We start from the raw sequence: 17854 nt of genomic DNA on the forward strand, positions 1-17854 counted from the left end.
GCCTTGCCGAGGCGTCGGGCCGGTCGGAAAGGGCCGCATAGCGGCCCCGGCGATATGTGCATTGACACTGAAATCCTGGGGGCGCTTCGCACCCCTATCGCGACACAAGGCCGCTCCTACAGGGACCGCGTCAGTCTGCTGCTCAATGCCGGACGACAATCTGCTTGTCAGGCGTGCGCCAGATCAACCGATTGGTGTCATACCCCTGCTGCCTCGCCTTGGCCAACAGGTTCTCGCGCTCCCAGGCCGGCAGCGAAGGCGTACGTGAAAGAATCCACAGGTACCTGCGATCCGGGCTGCCGACAATCGCCGTGCGGTAGCGTTCGTCTACGAACAGAATCCAGTAATCACCCTTGGCCACGCCGGGCACCAGCCGGGTGAACCAATTGTCGAACTCCACCCACAGCTTGTCGGTGTGCCCGGCCTCCTGCGGCGTGGCATGGCCTTCGGCGCGCAGCCACTCATCGCCCAGGGTGCGGCAGCGGTTGAGCACGCCGACCGTGCCGTCGGGCTTGAGGTTGTAGTGGGCTTCGGATTGGGCGCAGCCATCTTGGTACTTCATCGGCAGACGCGCCAGTTCAAACCATTTGCCCTGGTAACGCTTGAGGTCGACCGCACCTGCGGTCTTCGGCGCCAGCGGGTCGGTGGCCGAGGTGGCGCAGCCACCGAGCAGCATCACCAGGCACACGCCCAGCAGCAGGTGCAGACGCCTCATTTGAGGCCCTGCCCGGAATACATCAGGACCTTGTCCGCCGCGTACTGCACGCTGATGAAGCTCTTCTCGTCACCCCAGGTGCAACTGCTCATGCCCAGCGCGCCGGAGCACTCCTTGGGCGAACCGAGCAGTTGCTCGACCTCAGCCTTGTTCATGCCGGCCTTGAGCTTGGAATAGTTTTCCTGGTTGATCTTGCTGCAGGCGGTCAGGACGACGCACAAGGACAACAGGGCGAGGGAACGCAACGACATGAAGGGACACTCCTGGAGGTGGATACGCAGGTACGAGGGCCTGCAGGGAGCTTAGAAGGGAAAAAGGCTCCGTGGTTCCCTGGCAGGCCAGGTTTCGTTGTGCGCCGTTGGTCGCCTGGCGCGCAAACGATTAATGTTTTATTCCTGCGCGTCGACATAGAGCGGTGGTGTGGCCTTTTGCCGCACCCCTCCCCTTCGTGCCCGTGCGCAGATTCCAAGAAAAATGACCAAGAACCTCAAGTTCAGCCACAAGATCCTGCTGGCCGCCGCCCTCGTGGTGGCCGTCGCCTTTACCTGTTTCGTTCTGTTCAACGACTACCGGCAGCGCCAGTCGCTACGCAGCGACACCGAATCGACGTTGCAGTCACTGGGCAACCTGACCGCGGGCAACATCCGAACCTGGCTCGACAGCCGCATCCAGCTGGTGAACTCGGTGGCCCAGCAGATCGCCGTCGACGGCCCGGCCAAGGGCAGCCTTGAGCGCATCCTGGCGCTGCCGGTGTACAGCGCCAACTTCATCCTCACCTACTTCGGCGGCCAGGACGGCAGCATGCAGTCGGTGCCGGTGGGCAACCGCGCCGCCGACTACGACCCGCGCGTGCGCGGCTGGTACAAGGCGGCCAGCGCGGCGGGCCAGACCATCGTCACCGAGCCGTACATCTCGGTCTCGGCCGGCAAGCTGGTGATCACCCTGGCCACCCCGGTGCAACAGGGCGGGCGCATGATTGGTGTGAGCGGTGTCGACACCGACTTGCAGACCATCAGCAACCTGATCAACACCCTGGACTTCGGCGGTCGCGGCCATGCCTTCATCGTCAACGGCGAAGGCAAGGTGCTCATCCATCCCAAGGGCGAGCTGGCGCTCAAGACCCTGGCCGATGTCTACCCCGGCAACGACCTGCGCATCGGCAGCGGCCTGAAAGAGGTCGAGGTCGAAGGCCGCCGGCAGTTCATCAGTTTCACCCATGTCGACGGCGTGCCGTCGGCGGACTGGTACGTGGCGCTGGTGCTGGACCAGGACGCGGCCTTCGCCATGCTCGGCGAGCTGCGCACCTCGGCGCTGGTGGCGACGCTGATCGCGGTGGTGGTGATCATCGCCCTGCTCGGCCTGCTGATCCGCGTGCTGATGGAGCCGCTGCACGTAATGGGCCGTGCCATGCGCGATATCGCCGAGGGCGAGGGCGACCTGACCCGACGCCTGAACATCCACGCCCAGGACGAGTTCGGCAGCCTGGCGCAGTCGTTCAACCGCTTCGTCGAGCGGATCCACGAGTCGATCCGCGAAGTGGCCTCGGCCACCGGCCAGGTGAATGCCGTGGCCAGCCAGGTGGTCAACGCCTCCAACGCCTCGATCCACAACGCCGACCAGCAGTCGAGCCGCACCAGCAGCGTGGCCGCGGCGATCAACCAGCTCGGCGCCGCCGCCCAGGAAATCGCCCAGAACGCCGCCCTCGCCTCGCAGCACTCCAGCGCCGCCCGTGGCCTGGCCGAGGAAGGCCAGCAGGTGGTCGGCGAGACCATCGACGTGATGAACCAACTGTCGGCGCGCATCAGCGACGCCAGCGGCAATATCGAGACGCTGAACAACCATACGGCGAACATCGGCCAGATCCTCGATGTGATCAGCGGCATCTCGCAGCAGACCAACCTGCTGGCGCTCAACGCCGCTATCGAGGCCGCCCGCGCCGGCGAGGCCGGGCGCGGCTTCGCGGTGGTGGCGGACGAGGTGCGCAACCTGGCCCACCGCACCCAGGACTCGGCGCAGCAGGTGCAGCGCCTGATCGAAGAGCTGCAGGCCGGCGCCCAGGTGGCCGTGAGCACCATGAACCAGAGCCAGCAGCACAGCGACCGCAGCGTCGGCATCGCCAACCAGGCCGGCGAACGCCTGGGCAGCGTCACCCAGCGCATCGGCGAGATCGACGGCATGAACCAGTCGGTGGCCACCGCCACCGAAGAGCAGACGGCCGTGGTCGAGTCGATCAATGTCGACATCACCGAGATCAATACGCTGAACCAGGAAGGGGTGCAGAACCTGCAGAGCACCTTGCGTGCCTGCACCGACCTGGAACATCAGGTCGAGCGGTTGAAGCATCTGGTGGGGAGTTTCAGGATCTGATTCGAAGGCCCTGGGGGCCGCTTTGCGGCCCATCGCGGTGCAAGGCCGCTCCTACAGGGGGATGCGATTCCCTGTAGGAGCGGCCTCGTGTCGCGAAAGGCCCGCGCAGCAGGCCCGGCTATTCAGAAGCGGGAACCCGGCTCCAGCAAGAAGTCCATCTCCTCGCTGGTGCTCGGGCGGTTCAGCACCAGGTTGCGGTGCGGGAAGCGCCCGAAGCGGGCGATCACCCGCTGATGCTGCTCGGCATAGTCGAGGAAGCCTTCGAACAACCGGCGGTTGGCCTCGGGCTGCTCGTCCAGCAAGGTCTGGTAACGCTCGACGCACAGGTTCTGCCAGTCCAGCACCTCGGCATGCTCCAGCACAAGCAGCACGAACACCCGCTGGATCGGCAGCAGCTGATAGTCCCAGTCCTTCTGCAGACCCTGCATGGCCACCACCTGGGCACGCCGGTCGCCCTCGAAGGCACGCGGCGTGTCGCGATAGATCATGCGCGGCAACTGATCCAGCAGCAGCAGCAGCCCGAGCCAGCCCTGGGGGCTCTGCTGCCACTCGTCGAGCCCACCCGCCAGGGCTTGCTCGACCAGGTCGCCGAACAGCGCCTGGGCATCGGCGTCGTGATGCTTGCCGAACCACAGCGTGTTCTTCTCGTCAGCCACGGCCTGGGCACTCGTGCCCCAACCGAACCACCACTCCAGCAACGGCTGCCAAGGTGCGAGCATGACTTACTCCTTGTGGTAGGCGGTGACGCGCTCGACCTCTTCCTTCGAGCCGAGGATCACCGACACGCGCTGGTGCAGGCTCTGCGGCTTGATGTCGAGGATGCGCTCGTAACCGTTGGTGGACGCGCCACCGGCCTGTTCGATGATGAACGACATCGGATTGGCCTCGTACATCAGGCGCAGCTTGCCCGGCTTGCTCGGCTCGCGGGCGTCGCGCGGGTACATGAACAGGCCGCCACGGGTCAGGATACGGTGCACGTCAGCCACCATCGAGGCGATCCAGCGCATGTTGTAGTTCTTCTTCAGCGGACCGGTCTCGCCGGCCAGCAGCTCGCCCACGTAGCGCTGCACCGGGGCCTCCCAGTGACGCTGGTTGGACATGTTGATGGCGAATTCGGCGGTAGTTTCCGGAACGCGGATGTTCTCGTGGGTCAGGACGAAGCTGCCCAGTTCGCGGTCCAGGGTGAAGCCCTTGACGCCGTTGCCCAAGGTCAGGATCAGCATGGTCTGCGGGCCGTAGATGGCGTAACCGGCGGCAACCTGCTCGGTGCCTGGCTGCAGGAAGGCATTCTCGTTCAGGCTTTCGTTCTGGCTCAGGTACTGGTTAGGGCAACGCAGTACCGAGAAGATGGTGCCGACCGAAACGTTGACGTCGATGTTCGACGAGCCGTCCAGCGGGTCGAAGACCAGCAGGTAGGCGCCTTTCGGGTATTTGCCCGGGATCTGGTAGGCGTTGTCCATCTCTTCGGACGCCATGCCGGCCAGGTGGCCGCCCCACTCGTTGGCCTCGAGCAGGATGTCGTTGGAGATCACGTCGAGCTTCTTCTGCACTTCGCCCTGGACGTTTTCGGTGCCCATGCTGCCCAGCACGCCGCCCAGGGCGCCCTTGGACACGTGGTGGCTGATCTCCTTGCACGCACGCGCCACCACCTCGATCAGGAAGCGCAGATCGGCAGGGGTATTGTTGCTGCGGGTCTGCTCAATCAGATAGCGACTCAGGGTAACGCGGGACATGTATGGCTCCGAAAGGAATAGGGGGAGAAAACCCCCGCAGTTTACAGGGAGAGTGGCGGGCTAGCGAGCAAAGAGACTCGTCGGGTGGGGTTGAGTTCAGCAAGCTGCCGGCCGGTGGTCGGTTTAAGCCATCGCGGCGGCCCGACTTGCCCCGCGATGGACCTCAATCCAACGCCTTCCAGATCTCGGTGGCATACTCGCGGATGGTCCGATCCGACGAGAACCAACCCATCCGCGCGGTATTGAGCACCGCCATGCGCCACCAGTCCTGCGGGGCGTGCCACAGCTCCTCGACCCGTCGCTGGGCGTCCCAGTAGGCATCAAAGTCGGCGCATACCAGAAAGCGGTCATAGGCGATCAATCCATCCACCAATCCGGCATAGCGCGCCGGGTCGTCCGGCGAGAACACCCCGCTGCGGATCGCCTGCAGCACATCACCCAGGCGATGGGAGGCGGCAATCGCCGCGGCGGCACCGAAATCGCCGCTGCGCTTGCGTGCCTCCACCTGCTGGGCGGTCAGGCCGAAGATGAACATGTTCTCGGCGCCCACCTGCTCGCACATCTCGACATTGGCGCCATCCAGGGTGCCGATGGTCAGCGCGCCATTGAGTCCGAACTTCATGTTGCTGGTACCGGACGCCTCGTAGCCGGCGGTGGAGATCTGCTCGGACAGGTCCGCCGCCGGGATGATGCTCTCGGCCAGGCTGACGTTGTAGTTGGGCAGGAACACCACCTTGAGCAGGCCACGCACCGTGGGGTCGTTGTTGACCACCCGGGCGATGTCGTTGGCCAGCTTGATGATCAGCTTGGCCTGGTGATAACTGGCCGCCGCCTTGCCGGCAAAGAGCTTCACCCGCGGCACCCAGTCGGTGCTGGGGTCATTGCGGATCGCCTGGTACAGCGCCACCGTGTGCAGCAGGTTGAGCAACTGGCGCTTGTACTCATGGATACGCTTGACCTGGACGTCGAACAGCGCCTCCGGATTGACCGTCACCCCCAGCCGGTCCTGGATGATGCTGGCCAGGGCGCGCTTGCTGTGCAGGCGCTGGGCGGCGAACTGCTTGCGGAAGGTGGCCTTGTCGGCAAACGGCGCCAGCCCCTTTAGCTTGCCTTCCGGATCGTCCAGTACCTCGGGGCCCAGCGCCTCGATCAGCATCGCCGTGAGCTGCGGGTTGGACTGGTACAGCCAGCGACGGAAGGTAATGCCGTTGGTCTTGTTGTTGATCCGCTGCGGGTAGAGCTTGTGCAGTTCGGCGAACACCGTGCTCTTCATCAGCTTGCTGTGCAGCGCCGACACGCCGTTGACGCTGTGCGAACCGAGAAACGCCAGGTTGCCCATGCGCACCCGCCGGCCATTGTCCTCTTCGATCAGCGACACCGCGCGCAGCACGTCGAAGTCATGCAGGCCTTTGGCCCGCAGGGCATCGATATGGTAGGCGTTGATCAGGTAGATGATCTGCATGTGCCGCGGCAGCATGCGCTCCATCAGCGCCACCGGCCAGGTTTCCAGGGCCTCGGGGAGCAGGGTGTGGTTGGTGTAGGCCAAGGTTCCGACGGTCAGCGCCCAGGCCTTGTCCCAGGGGATTTCGTGCTGGTCCACCAACAGGCGCATCAGTTCGGCCACGGCGATCGACGGATGGGTGTCGTTGAGCTGGATCGCCGCGGCGTCCGGCAGGTTGAGCAGATCCTTGTGCATGTTCAGGTGGCGGCGCAGCAGATCCTGCAACGAGGCGGAGACGAAGAAGTACTCCTGGCGCAGGCGCAGCTCCTGGCCGGCCTCGGTGCTGTCGGCCGGGTACAGCACCCGCGAGATGCTCTCGGCGCGGGCCACCTCGGCTACCGCGCCCAGATGGTCGCCAGCGTTGAAGCGCTCCAGGTGCAGCTCTTCCAGGGCCCGGGCCCGCCACAGGCGCAGGGTATTGACGCTGGAACCGCGCCAGCCGACCACCGGCGTGTCGTAGGCCACCGCCCGCACCGTTTCGCCCGGTGACCAGACCTGGCGCTGCTGGCCGTTGCCCTCGTGCACGGTTTCAACGCTGCCGCCGAAACTGATCGGGTAGATCACCTCGGCGCGCTCGAACTCCCAGGGGTTGCCGAAATCCAGCCAGTTTTCGGTCTGCTCCTGCTGCCAGCCATCGACCACCGCCTGGCGGAACAAACCATGCTCGTAGCGGATGCCGTAGCCATGGGCGGCGATGCCCAGGGTCGACATGCTTTCCATGAAACACGCCGCCAACCGACCCAGGCCGCCGTTGCCCAGCGCCGCGTCGGGCTCGAGCAGGCGGATGCGCTCCAGGTCCACGTTCAGACCTTCGAGGGCCTCGCGGGCGATCTCCAGGTAGCCGAGGTTGCTCAGGCTGTCGTACAGCAGGCGGCCGATGAGGAACTCGAGGGAGAGGTAGTAGACGCGCTTCTGGCTGCGCCGGTAGGCCTGGCGGGTATGGTCCATCCAGTGATCGACCATGTGGTCGCGGGCGGCCAGGGCGATGGCCTCGAACCAGTCGTGGTCGAAGGCGTGTTCCGGATCCTTGCCGACCGCGTAGGTCAGCTTGGCCAGCACGGCGGCGCGAAAGGCCGCCACCTCTGCACTATGGTGCTTTTTGTCACGGGCTTCGGTTTCCTGGGACATGGGGCATCCTCGGGCAAATGGGCGAAAGCGCAGGGAGATTGTTCAGCCTAGACGCTCTGACACGGAGCGACAGCGACGGTTCGCGGTTTTCATCCACCGCTGGAGAAACCGGCAAAAGGTTGTTCACAAATTGAACAACTCCGGTATCATCGCGCGCCCCAAAACCGTGATTTCCCTTGCAAGAATAAAACCGTAACCATGAAACCGACCCTGATCGCCGCCGCCGAAGTCGACCGCCTGGAGACCTGGCAGCGCTATGCCAGCCACATGTGCGGTGGCTGCCACTCGACCTGCTGCACCTTGCCGGTGGAGGTGAAGATCAAGGATCTGATCCGTATCGGCGTGGTGGACGAGTTCGAGAAGGACGAGCCGCCGAAGAATATCGCCAAGCGCCTGCAGAAGGACGGCATCATCGAACGCTTCAACCAGAAGTCGGGGATCTTCACCCTGACCCGGATGAGCAACGACGACTGCCTCTATCTGGACCGCAAGAGCCGGCTGTGCACCATTTATGACAAGCGCCCGGATACCTGCCGCAATCACCCCAAGATCGGGCCGCGCCCGGGGTATTGTGCGTACAAGCCCAAGGTGGCTACCCGCTGATCCTGCTTTGCTTGTGAAATCCCGGGGCTGCAAAGCGGCCCCAATTTCTCAAGGCAAACAAAAACGCCCCCGGCCTTTCGACCGGGGGCGTTTTCATTCAGCCTGAACTAATGACTCAGTTCTTGGCTTTCTTGGCAGCGCGGGTACGCTCGCCTTCATCGAGGATCTTCTTGCGCAGACGGATCGACTTCGGCGTCACTTCGCACAGCTCGTCGTCCTGGATGAATTCCAGGGCCTGTTCCAGAGTGTGGCGAACCGGCGGAACCAGGGCGATGACTTCGTCCTTGCCCGAAGCACGCATGTTGTCGAGCTTCTTGCCTTTGGTCGGGTTCACGCCCAGGTCGTTGTCACGGCTGTTCAGGCCGATGATCTGACCGTTGTAGATCTCCTGGCCGTGTTCAACGAACAGCTTGCCGCGAGCCTGCAGGGTTTCCAGCGAGTAGGTCAGGGCCTTGCCGGTCTCGACCGAAACCAGGACACCGTTCAGGCGGCCGGACATCTGGCCCGACTTCATGGTGTCGTAACGATCGAAGATCGAGGTCAGGATGCCTGCACCGTTGGTCAGGGTCAGGAACTGGTTACGGAAACCGATCAGACCACGGGCTGGAATGTTGTATTCCAGGCGAACACGGCCCTTGCCATCCGGAACCATGTTGGTCAGGTCGCCTTTACGCAGGCCCATCTCTTCCATGACCTTGCCCTGGGATTCTTCAGGGATGTCGATGGTGACGTTCTCGAACGGCTCCTGCTTGACGCCGTCGACTTCGCGGATGATCACTTCAGGACGGCCCACGGCCATCTCGAAGCCTTCACGGCGCATGGTTTCGATCAGTACCGACAGGTGCAGCTCGCCACGGCCCGATACCTTGAACTTGTCAGGGGAATCGGTTTCCTGAACGCGCAGGGCAACGTTGTACAGCAGCTCTTTGTCCAGGCGGTCCTTGATGTTACGGCTGGTGACGAACTTGCCTTCTTTACCGCAGAACGGCGAGTCGTTGACCTGGAAGGTCATCGAAACGGTTGGCTCGTCAACGGTCAGCGGCTTCATCGCCTCGACGGTATCCGGGGCGCACAGGGTGTCGGAGATGAACAGCTCGTCGAAACCGCTGATGCAGACGATGTCGCCAGCCTGGGCTTCTTCGACGTCGACGCGGTGCAGGCCGTGGTGGCCCATCAGCTTGAGGATACGACCGTTGCGCTTCTTGCCTTCGGTGTCGATGGCAACAACCGGGGTGTTCGGCTTGACGCGACCACGGGCGATGCGGCCAACGCCGATAACACCGAGGAAGCTGTTGTAGTCCAGTGCGGAGATCTGCATCTGGAACGGGCCGTCACGGTCAACAGACGGTGCGGGTACGTTGTCGACGATCGACTGGTACAGCGCGGTCATGTCCTCACCCATTTCGGTGTGGTCCAGGCCGGCGATGCCGTTCAGGGCCGAAGCGTAGACAACTTTGAAGTCCAGCTGCTCGTCGGTGGCGCCGAGGTTGTCGAACAGGTCGAAGATCTGGTCCAGAACCCAGTCAGGACGCGCGCCCGGACGGTCGACCTTGTTGATCACGACGATCGGCTTCAGACCGGCTTCGAAGGCCTTCTTGGTCACGAAGCGGGTTTGCGGCATCGGGCCGTCCTGGGCGTCGACCAGCAGCAGCACGGAGTCGACCATCGACATTACACGCTCGACCTCGCCACCGAAGTCGGCGTGGCCGGGGGTGTCGACGATGTTGATGTGGTAGCCGTTCCAGTTGATGGCGGTGTTCTTCGCCAGAATGGTAATGCCGCGCTCTTTTTCCTGATCGTTGGAGTCCATGACGCGCTCGTCGTTGAGCTCGTTACGCTCCAGGGTGCCGGACTGGCGCAGGAGTTTGTCGACCAGGGTGGTTTTACCATGGTCAACGTGGGCGATGATGGCGATGTTACGCAGATTTTCGATCACAACTGTATCTCGATCAGAGGATTCGGTTGCCGCCAGTGTAGGCGGCCAATATGTACTGTTTAAGGCTCAGCGGGCCCGGCGGTCGGGAGGGCGATGGCGGATGCTGCCGCCATACAGCCCTGGCGTCTTATGTCGGACGATAAACACGCACATTGGCATGTCCCTCACTGAGCAGGTGGTGTGCGTGCAGACGGCTCATCACACCCTTGTCGCAATACAGCAGGTACTGGCGCGTGGGGTCCAGGTGCTTGAACTTGCTGTTGATCGCGTAGAACGGCATGGCCTGGACTTCGATACCGTCCAGCGCCAGGGGTTCGTCTTCCTGGGCATCAGGGTGACGAATGTCGATAACGATCTGACCAGGCAGCGCCTCGGCCACTTCCTCGACTTCGATGTCCTTGCCCAGTTCATCGATCACGTGGTCGATGGAAATGAACTTGGCGCGCTCCAGGGCACGCTCCAGTACTTCCATCTCGAACTGCTTCTCTTCGTGCTCCATGCGGTGACGCTTGGCATGGGTGGTCGGGTTTACCGAGATCACGCCACAGTACTCGGGCATGTGCTTGGCGAAGTCGGCGGTGCCGATTTCGGTGGCCTGGTCGATGATGTCCTGCTTATGGCTGGCCAACAGCGGGCGCAGCACCAGCTTGTCGGTGGCCGAATCGATAATCGACAGGTTCGGCAACGTCTGGCTGGAGACTTGGGAAATCGCCTCGCCGGTGACCAGGGCATCAATCTGCAGGCGGTCGGCCATGCGGGCGGCCGCGCGCAGCATCATGCGCTTGAGCGTGACACCCATGTAGCTGTTGTCGACCTTGTTGAGGATTTCGCCGACCACTTCCTCGAACGGCACGCTGATGAACAGCACGCGCTGGCTGCTGCCGTACTTCTTCCACAGGAAGTGGGCCACTTCCATCACGCCCAGTTCGTGGGCGCGGCCACCGAGGTTGAAGAAGCAGAAGTGCGTCATCAGGCCGCGACGCATCATCTGGTAGGCCGCCACGGTGGAGTCGAAGCCACCGGACATCAGCACCAGGGTCTGCTCCAGGGCGCCCAGCGGATAACCACCGATGCCGTTGTGCTGATTGTGGATCACGTACAGGCGCTGATCGCGGATCTCGATGCGCACCAGCACTTCGGGCTTCTTCAGCTCGATGCCGGCAGCGCCGCATTGCTGGCGCAGTTGGCTGCCGACATAGCGGTCGACATCCATCGAGGTGAAGTCGTGGTGGCCGCCGCGCTTGCAGCGCACGGCGAAGTACTTGCCGGCGAGCAGGTGACCGAAGTGCTGCTTGCACTTCTCGACGATGTCGTCAAAGTCGCCCAGTGGGTACTCCTGCACCTGCAGGAAGTGAGTGATGCCCGGGGTACAGCGCAGGCGCTCAATCATTTCGCGCTGGATCTTTTCGTCCTCGATGCGGGTGACCACTTCGAGATTGTCCCAGACACCATCGACCGCGAGCTCAGGATCGAGATCCTTGAGCACGTTGCGGATATTCTTGCTGAGCTGACGGATGAAGCGCTTGCGCACCGGCCGGCTCTTGATGGTGATCTCTGGGAAGACTTTGACGATAAGTTTCATTGGTTTAACAGCGCGCACAGGGCCTGCCGAAAATAGGGGGCGCGAATTATAGCGGAAATCGCTCAAGGTTTGAGCAACTTTTGTACAGAAGGTGCGATTTATGTTGGCCGCGCCACCCCTCGTCGGCCTGCTGCGTGGGAGCAGGCTTGCCCCGCGATGAGGCCCACGCCAGCACAAAAGCACCACAATGGTGCAGTTACACCAAAAAACGCATCTTATGAGTGCAAAGCTACACTCCACCCCTCCAAGAAATGCCCGCCAACGCCCCCTTTCATCCCACTCTCGCCATTTTTGGGCACTGGCATGCAATTTGCTCCCTTGTGAGGCAGGTACGCTTGGCCGACTATCCGCGCCCAGCGACACCCTTTTTCCAGGGCAGCGGCCAACTGCGCCCTAGACCATCCGGAGGACAACATGTCGAAGTCGGTTCAACTCATCAAAGATCATGACGTCAAGTGGATTGATCTGCGTTTCACGGACACCAAGGGCATTCAGCATCACGTGACCATGCCGGCGCGCGATGGCCTGGACGAAGACTTCTTCGAAGTCGGCAAGATGTTCGACGGTTCCTCCATCGCTGGCTGGAAAGGCATCGAAGCCTCCGACATGATCCTGATGCCGGTCGACGAAACCGCCGTGCTGGACCCATTCACCGAAGAGCCGACCCTGATCATCACCTGCGATATCGTCGATCCGTCGAGCATGCAGGGCTACGATCGCGACCCGCGCGGCATCGCCAAGCGCGCCGAAGAGTACCTGAAGAGCACCGGCATCGGTGACACCGTGTTCGCCGGCCCAGAGCCTGAGTTCTTCATCTTCGACGAAGTGAAGTTCCAGTCGGACATCTCCGGTTCGATGTTCAAGATCTTCTCCGAGCAAGGCTCGTGGATGACCGGCGCTGACGTCGAAGGCGGCAACAAAGGCCACCGTCCGGGCGTGAAAGGCGGCTACTTCCCGGTTCCGCCGTTCGACCACGACCACGAAATCCGTACTGCTATGTGCAATGCCCTGGAAGAAATGGGCCAGACCGTCGAAGTTCACCACCACGAAGTGGCGACCGCCGGCCAGAACGAGATCGGCGTCAAGTTCAACACCCTGGTCAAGAAAGCGGATGAAGTGCAGGCCCTGAAGTATGTCGTGCACAATGTTGCCGACGCTTATGGCCGTACCGCCACCTTCATGCCCAAGCCTCTGTACGGCGACAACGGCTCGGGCATGCACGTGCACATGTCGATCTGGAAAGACGGCAAGAACACCTTCTCCGGCGAAGGCTATGCCGGCCTGTCCGATACCGCCCTGTACTTCATCGGCGGCATCATCAAGCACGGCAAGGCCCTGAACGGCTTCACCAACCCTTCGACCAACTCCTACAAGCGTCTGGTCCCAGGTTTCGAAGCCCCGGTAATGCTGGCCTACTCGGCTCGCAACCGTTCCGCCTCGATCCGTATTCCGTACGTCGGTAGCCCGAAAGCCCGCCGTATCGAAGCACGCTTCCCGGACCCGTCGGCCAACCCATACCTGGCCTTCGCGGCCCTGCTGATGGCAGGCCTGGACGGCATCCAGAACAAGATCCACCCAGGCGATGCCGCCGACAAGAACCTGTACGACCTGCCGCCTGAAGAGGCGAAAGACATCCCGCAAGTGTGCGGCAGCCTGAAGGAAGCCCTGGAAGAGCTGGACAAGGGCCGTGCGTTCCTGACCAAGGGCGGCGTGTTCTCCGACGACTTCATCGATGCCTTCATCGAGCTGAAGAGCGAAGAAGAGATCAAGGTCCGCACCTTCGTGCACCCGCTGGAATACGAGCTGTACTACAGCTGCTGATATGATCGGCGCCCCGCGTCGATGACATCAGGACGGCCTCCCTCGGGAGGCCGTTTCTTTTTCATACCCTCATAATCGGACAACACCTATTAGCCGCCACACAGCCAAAGGCGACACTCGAGGCTTCATTCCCAAGGAGATCGCCATGCGTGCCACCACCCTCGCCCTGACCTGCTGCTTCGCCCTATCCGGCTGTGCCACCTCACCGAGCGTCACGCCAACCCTGGATCAGTTGCTTGCCACCATTGACCGGCGCCTGGACCTGGCCGAAGCGGTCGCCCTGCACAAGTGGGATCACCAACAACCGGTGCAGGCCAGCGCCCGCGAGCAGCAGGTATTGGCCAGTGCGCGGCAGGCCGCCGTCGCTCACCACCTGGATCCGGCACGCGTCGAGGCCTTTTTTGCCGACCAGATCGAAGCCAACAAGCTCCTGCAGTACCACCTGCTCGACACCTGGCATCGCGCCCGTCAAGCGCCAGCCCTGCCACGCCGCGACCTGGCCAACGACGTGCGCCCGGAACTGGATCTGCTGCAGGAACAGCTGCTGAGCGCCCTCGCCCGCTTTGACCAGACCCCGCCGGCCAATTGCGCCAACCACTTGGCCGACGCCCTGCAGCAACGCGCCCAGGACACCACGCGCCACCTCGCCCTGGTTCGCGCCAGCGCCCAGCTGTGCAAATTGCGCTGACCGCCCTATGCTCCATATTGGTGCATGATTGCGCGAGCCGCCCCATCATGTACCCCAATTTGGGTCACAAGAATCGATAAACCAAGGCTTTCTGGCTCGAATTCGCGCATTTCCGAGTCTTTATCCGGAATTTCCGCTTCTTTTCGGAGCCTTGGTTTGGTTCTTGCATTTTCACTGCATCCAGCACTCTTCCGTGCGCGCCCCAGGCCTGAGCCCTTGGGCGCCACTGTGCCAAAAGAGGTCAACGACGCCTTATGACCATCAGCGATGCACAGCACCGTCTGCTTCTGGACAACCTGACCACGGCCACGCTGTTGCTCAATTCTGAACTGCGCCTGGAGTACATGAACCCGGCGGCGGAGATGCTTCTGGCCGTCAGCGGCCAGCGCAGCCACGGGCAGTTCATTAGCGAGCTGTTCACCGAATCGACCGAGGCGCTCAATTCGTTGCGCCAGGCGGTGGAGCAGGCGCACCCGTTCACCAAGCGTGAAGCGCAGCTGACCTCGCTGACCGGACAGACCATCACCGTCGACTATGCCGTCACGCCCATCCTGCACCTGGGCCAGACCCTGCTGTTGCTGGAGGTGCACCCACGCGATCGCCTGTTGCGCATCACCAAGGAAGAGGCCCAGCTGAGCAAGCAGGAGACCACCAAGATGCTGGTGCGCGGCCTGGCCCACGAGATCAAGAACCCTCTCGGCGGCATCCGTGGCGCGGCCCAGTTGCTGGCCCGTGAACTGCCGGAAGAAAGCCTGCGCGACTACACCAACGTGATCATCGAGGAAGCCGACCGCCTGCGTAACCTGGTCGACCGCATGCTTGGCTCGAACAAGCTGCCGTCGCTGGCCATGACCAACATCCACGAAGTGCTCGAGCGCGTGTGCAGCCTGGTCGAGGCCGAGAGCCAGGGCTGCATCACCTTGGTGCGCGACTACGACCCTAGCCTGCCGGACGTACTGATCGACCGCGAGCAGATGATCCAGGCCGTGCTCAACATCGTGCGCAACGCCATGCAGGCCATCGGCGGGCAGAACGAGCTGCGCCTGGGCCGCATCACCTTGCGCAGCCGCGCCGTGCGCCAGTTCACCATCGGCCATGTGCGCCACCGCCTGGTCGCCCGGATCGAGATCGTCGACAACGGCCCCGGCATCCCCACGGAACTGCAGGACACCCTCTTCTATCCCATGGTCAGCGGCCGCCCGGACGGTACCGGGCTGGGCCTGGCCATCACCCAGAACATCATCAGCCAGCACCAGGGCCTGATCGAGTGCGAGAGCCACCCCGGCCACACCACCTTCTCGATCTACCTGCCCCTGGAACAAGGAGCCACCGCCCCATGAGCCGAAGTGAAACCGTCTGGATCGTCGATGATGATCGTTCCATCCGCTGGGTCCTGGAAAAGGCCCTGCAGCAGGAAGGCATGACCACCCAGAGCTTCGACAGCGCCGACGGCGTCATGGGCCGCCTGGCCCGCCAGCAACCGGATGTGATCATCTCGGACATCCGCATGCCCGGCGCCAGCGGCCTTGACCTGCTCGCCCAGATCCGCGAACAGCACCCAGGGCTGCCGGTGATCATCATGACCGCCCACTCCGACCTGGACAGCGCGGTGGCCTCTTACCAAGGCGGCGCCTTCGAATACCTGCCCAAGCCGTTCGATGTCGACGAGGCGGTGTCACTGGTCAAGCGCGCCAACCAGCATGCCCAGGAACAGCAGGCCCTGGAAGTGCCCCAGGCACTGACCCGCACGCCCGAGATCATCGGCGAGGCGCCAGCGATGCAGGAGGTGTTCCGCGCCATCGGTCGCCTCAGCCACTCCAACATCACCGTGCTGATCAACGGTGAGTCCGGCACAGGTAAAGAGCTGGTAGCCCACGCCCTGCACCGTCACAGCCCGCGTGCGGCGTCGCCGTTCATCGCCCTGAACATGGCGGCGATCCCCAAGGACCTGATGGAGTCCGAGCTGTTCGGCCATGAGAAAGGCGCTTTCACCGGCGCCGCCAACCTGCGTCGTGGCCGTTTCGAGCAGGCCGACGGCGGCACGCTGTTCCTCGACGAGATCGGTGACATGCCCGCCGACACCCAGACCCGCCTGCTGCGGGTGCTGGCCGATGGCGAGTTCTACCGGGTCGGCGGCCATGTGCCGGTAAAGGTGGATGTGCGCATCATTGCCGCCACCCACCAGAACCTCGAGTCGCTGGTGCAGGCCGGCAAGTTCCGTGAAGACCTGTTCCACCGCCTCAACGTGATCCGCATCCATATACCGCGCCTGGCGGACCGGCGCGAGGACATCCCGGCCCTGGCCCGCCATTTCCTAGGTCGCGCCGCCCAGGAGCTGGCGGTGGAACCCAAGCTGCTCAAGCCGGAGACCGAGGAATTCATCCGCAACCTGCCCTGGCCGGGCAACGTGCGCCAGCTGGAGAACACCTGTCGTTGGATCACGGTGATGGCCTCCAGCCGCGAAGTGCTGGTCGGCGACCTGCCGCCGGAGCTGCTCAACCTGCCCCAGGACGCAGCGCCCGTGACCAACTGGGAACAGGCCTTGCGCCAGTGGGCCGACCAGGCCCTGGCCCGTGGCCAGTCAAGTTTGCTCGACAGCGCCGTGCCGAGCTTCGAGCGCATCATGATCGAGACCGCGCTCAAGCATACAGCCGGACGTCGTCGTGACGCGGCGGTGCTGCTGGGCTGGGGACGCAACACCCTGACGCGCAAGATCAAGGAGTTGGGGATGAAGGTGGATGGCTCCGATGAGGACGAGGGCGAAGACCACTGAGCATCGACCTGCTGCAAACCTGGGAGGGCCAAACATGGCCCTCTCGTAGACAACACATGATTCAGACCAATTGGCGGCTCAACGGCCAATGAACGCAACAGACATGAAGCAGGATTAGATCGACTTACTTCATGTCCCTTAATTCACCAGCGACCTTAAGAACGTCATTGTGTGCCTGCTGTATCACTACCTCGGACAGATCCGAGGCCGTGCCGGCGTTGATTGACTCCCTCACTTGCCCGAACAACGCAGGAATTTTCTGTTCCTGTTTCACGCTACTCAGCGTCAGATAGTGCAAGGGATCCTGCGCTTGCCTTGCCTCACGATACTGGGCAGCTTTCTTGGCTCCCCAAAGCGCAAAACCCGCCCATGCCGCCACACTGCCCACAACAGGGTTTACCGCCACACCCACCAACTGAAGCGCATTGGTGGCAAACGCAAGCCCTCCCAAGGCGACCTCACCACTATCGACGGTGAGCCGCGTCAGGCTAGGGGCCACCTCGTTCAGTACACGATGATCGGTCGAATGCGCCTTTTTCGCCTGCACCTCCACCCTGCTCAGGAGGCTTTTGTGCAGATCCCTTGCCCCATCCTGAAAGACGAGGCCCGAGAAGACGGCATCTCTCACCAATCCCCACCAGCGCCCACCAGGATCACTCCGATTGACTGGATCACCAGCACAATAGCCATATGCGTTGAGCCCCCCTCTGCCGAATGGGCTGTGGCGATCCGGTGACAGGAAGCGCAATGCGGTTGGCGAATAGCAACGGTAGCCGTTGCCCAGCTGATAGGTGCCCATCGGTCTTTCGCAGAGCTGCCCGCAGAAGCCGAGAGTCGGACCTTCTGCAAATGCAGTGGCACCGTATGGCGTATACGCCCTGGAGTATGAACTCCCTCCGAAAGATGATCGCTGGTGATCGAGCATCGGCAAGTGCAGGCCCATGAACAATCCCTCCCACAGGACCATGACTCATGAGCAGAACGTTAACCAAGGCTGGCAGTGGCCG

General features: G+C 62.7%; 14 protein-coding genes and 1 pseudogene. 7 read left to right on the forward strand and 8 right to left on the reverse strand.

Features of this window, described 5'->3' with window-relative positions; genetic code table 11:
• Nucleotides 1-142: 142 nt before the first annotated feature.
• Complete coding sequence (locus tag AC25M7_RS00695) at nucleotides 143-715, reverse strand: lipocalin family protein (RefSeq protein WP_182321858.1); 573 nt, start codon at nucleotides 713-715, stop codon at nucleotides 143-145.
• A complete protein-coding gene (gene bamE, locus AC25M7_RS00700) occupies nucleotides 712-966 on the reverse strand; it encodes an outer membrane protein assembly factor BamE domain-containing protein (protein WP_028688397.1) in 255 nt (84 codons plus the stop codon). The genes AC25M7_RS00695 and bamE overlap by 4 nt, the downstream gene beginning before the upstream one ends.
• 223 nt (nucleotides 967-1189) lie before the next feature.
• Here bamE and AC25M7_RS00705 point away from each other — a divergent pair.
• Together AC25M7_RS00705 and AC25M7_RS00710 are read left to right on the forward strand one after the other, a co-directional pair.
• Nucleotides 1190-2227: pseudogene (locus AC25M7_RS00705) on the forward strand (cache domain-containing protein); the annotation flags it as partial.
• A gap of 129 nt (nucleotides 2228-2356) precedes the next feature.
• Nucleotides 2357-3082 (forward strand): methyl-accepting chemotaxis protein, encoded by a 726-nt coding sequence (locus tag AC25M7_RS00710; protein ID WP_373875685.1) that lies wholly within the window; start codon nucleotides 2357-2359, stop codon nucleotides 3080-3082.
• A 122-nt stretch (nucleotides 3083-3204) separates the two neighbouring features.
• Here AC25M7_RS00710 and AC25M7_RS00715 read toward each other — a convergent pair whose 3' ends face one another.
• The 3 genes from AC25M7_RS00715 to AC25M7_RS00725 all read right to left on the reverse strand — a co-directional run bounded on the left by AC25M7_RS00715 (nucleotide 3205) and on the right by AC25M7_RS00725 (nucleotide 7444).
• A complete protein-coding gene (locus AC25M7_RS00715) occupies nucleotides 3205-3801 on the reverse strand; it encodes a DUF924 family protein (RefSeq protein WP_486970623.1) in 597 nt (198 codons plus the stop codon).
• Nucleotides 3802-3804: 3 nt separating this feature from the next.
• Nucleotides 3805-4815, reverse strand: a complete 1011-nt coding sequence (locus AC25M7_RS00720) for a class 1 fructose-bisphosphatase (RefSeq protein WP_028688400.1) — start codon at nucleotides 4813-4815, stop codon at nucleotides 3805-3807.
• Between the two features lie 163 nt (nucleotides 4816-4978).
• Nucleotides 4979-7444: a glycogen/starch/alpha-glucan phosphorylase gene (locus AC25M7_RS00725; RefSeq protein WP_062362617.1), complete on the reverse strand. Its 2466-nt coding sequence runs from the start codon at nucleotides 7442-7444 to the stop codon at nucleotides 4979-4981.
• A 198-nt stretch (nucleotides 7445-7642) separates the two neighbouring features.
• On the opposite strand from AC25M7_RS00725, the gene AC25M7_RS00730 reads away from it, so the two are divergent.
• A complete protein-coding gene (locus AC25M7_RS00730) occupies nucleotides 7643-8047 on the forward strand; it encodes a YkgJ family cysteine cluster protein (protein WP_028688402.1) in 405 nt (134 codons plus the stop codon).
• A 115-nt stretch (nucleotides 8048-8162) separates the two neighbouring features.
• On the opposite strand, the gene typA is transcribed toward AC25M7_RS00730, so the two are convergent.
• Both typA and thiI read right to left on the reverse strand, forming a co-directional pair.
• Complete coding sequence (gene typA / locus AC25M7_RS00735) at nucleotides 8163-9983, reverse strand: translational GTPase TypA (RefSeq protein WP_028688403.1); 1821 nt, start codon at nucleotides 9981-9983, stop codon at nucleotides 8163-8165.
• Between the two features lie 127 nt (nucleotides 9984-10110).
• Nucleotides 10111-11565 (reverse strand): tRNA uracil 4-sulfurtransferase ThiI, encoded by a 1455-nt coding sequence (gene thiI / locus AC25M7_RS00740; RefSeq protein ID WP_028688404.1) that lies wholly within the window; start codon nucleotides 11563-11565, stop codon nucleotides 10111-10113.
• Between the two features lie 414 nt (nucleotides 11566-11979).
• On the opposite strand from thiI, the gene glnA reads away from it, so the two are divergent.
• The 4 genes from glnA (at nucleotide 11980) to ntrC (ending at nucleotide 16847) form a co-directional block, all read left to right on the forward strand.
• Nucleotides 11980-13386 (forward strand): type I glutamate--ammonia ligase, encoded by a 1407-nt coding sequence (glnA, locus tag AC25M7_RS00745; protein ID WP_028688405.1) that lies wholly within the window; start codon nucleotides 11980-11982, stop codon nucleotides 13384-13386.
• A 145-nt stretch (nucleotides 13387-13531) separates the two neighbouring features.
• Entirely contained in the window at nucleotides 13532-14074 is a 543-nt protein-coding gene (locus AC25M7_RS00750) for a chorismate mutase (protein WP_028688406.1), read from the forward strand.
• A gap of 254 nt (nucleotides 14075-14328) precedes the next feature.
• Nucleotides 14329-15414, forward strand: coding sequence for a nitrogen regulation protein NR(II) (gene glnL / locus AC25M7_RS00755; protein WP_062362614.1), 1086 nt, complete (start codon nucleotides 14329-14331; stop codon nucleotides 15412-15414).
• Entirely contained in the window at nucleotides 15411-16847 is a 1437-nt protein-coding gene (ntrC, locus tag AC25M7_RS00760; protein ID WP_062362611.1) for a nitrogen regulation protein NR(I), read from the forward strand. Before glnL ends, ntrC begins: the two co-directional genes overlap by 4 nt.
• Before the next feature lie 124 nt (nucleotides 16848-16971).
• Here the strand turns inward: ntrC and AC25M7_RS00765 are convergent, their stop codons facing one another.
• The gene (locus AC25M7_RS00765; protein ID WP_082750476.1) at nucleotides 16972-17814 is read right to left on the reverse strand and encodes an RHS repeat-associated core domain-containing protein; all 843 of its coding nucleotides are present in this window, start codon (nucleotides 17812-17814) and stop codon (nucleotides 16972-16974) included.
• Nucleotides 17815-17854: the final 40 nt, after the last annotated feature.

The organism is Pseudomonas sp. P106(2024) (assembly GCF_057480815.1).

Bases quoted from the DNA above. Each gene is read 5' to 3' on its own strand.
- glnL (WP_062362614.1), top strand. From the start codon at position 14,329: ATGACCATCAGCGATGCACAGCACCGTCTGCTTCTGGACAACCTGACC.
- AC25M7_RS00720 (WP_028688400.1), bottom strand. From the start codon at position 4,815: ATGTCCCGCGTTACCCTGAGTCGCTATCTGATTGAGCAGACCCGCAGC.
- glnA (WP_028688405.1), top strand. From the start codon at position 11,980: ATGTCGAAGTCGGTTCAACTCATCAAAGATCATGACGTCAAGTGGATT.
- AC25M7_RS00715 (WP_486970623.1), bottom strand. From the start codon at position 3,801: ATGCTCGCACCTTGGCAGCCGTTGCTGGAGTGGTGGTTCGGTTGGGGC.
- AC25M7_RS00725 (WP_062362617.1), bottom strand. From the start codon at position 7,444: ATGTCCCAGGAAACCGAAGCCCGTGACAAAAAGCACCATAGTGCAGAG.
- AC25M7_RS00750 (WP_028688406.1), top strand. From the start codon at position 13,532: ATGCGTGCCACCACCCTCGCCCTGACCTGCTGCTTCGCCCTATCCGGC.
- AC25M7_RS00730 (WP_028688402.1), top strand. From the start codon at position 7,643: ATGAAACCGACCCTGATCGCCGCCGCCGAAGTCGACCGCCTGGAGACC.
- ntrC (WP_062362611.1), top strand. From the start codon at position 15,411: ATGAGCCGAAGTGAAACCGTCTGGATCGTCGATGATGATCGTTCCATC.
- thiI (WP_028688404.1), bottom strand. From the start codon at position 11,565: ATGAAACTTATCGTCAAAGTCTTCCCAGAGATCACCATCAAGAGCCGG.
- AC25M7_RS00695 (WP_182321858.1), bottom strand. From the start codon at position 715: ATGAGGCGTCTGCACCTGCTGCTGGGCGTGTGCCTGGTGATGCTGCTC.
- bamE (WP_028688397.1), bottom strand. From the start codon at position 966: ATGTCGTTGCGTTCCCTCGCCCTGTTGTCCTTGTGCGTCGTCCTGACC.
- AC25M7_RS00765 (WP_082750476.1), bottom strand. From the start codon at position 17,814: ATGGTCCTGTGGGAGGGATTGTTCATGGGCCTGCACTTGCCGATGCTC.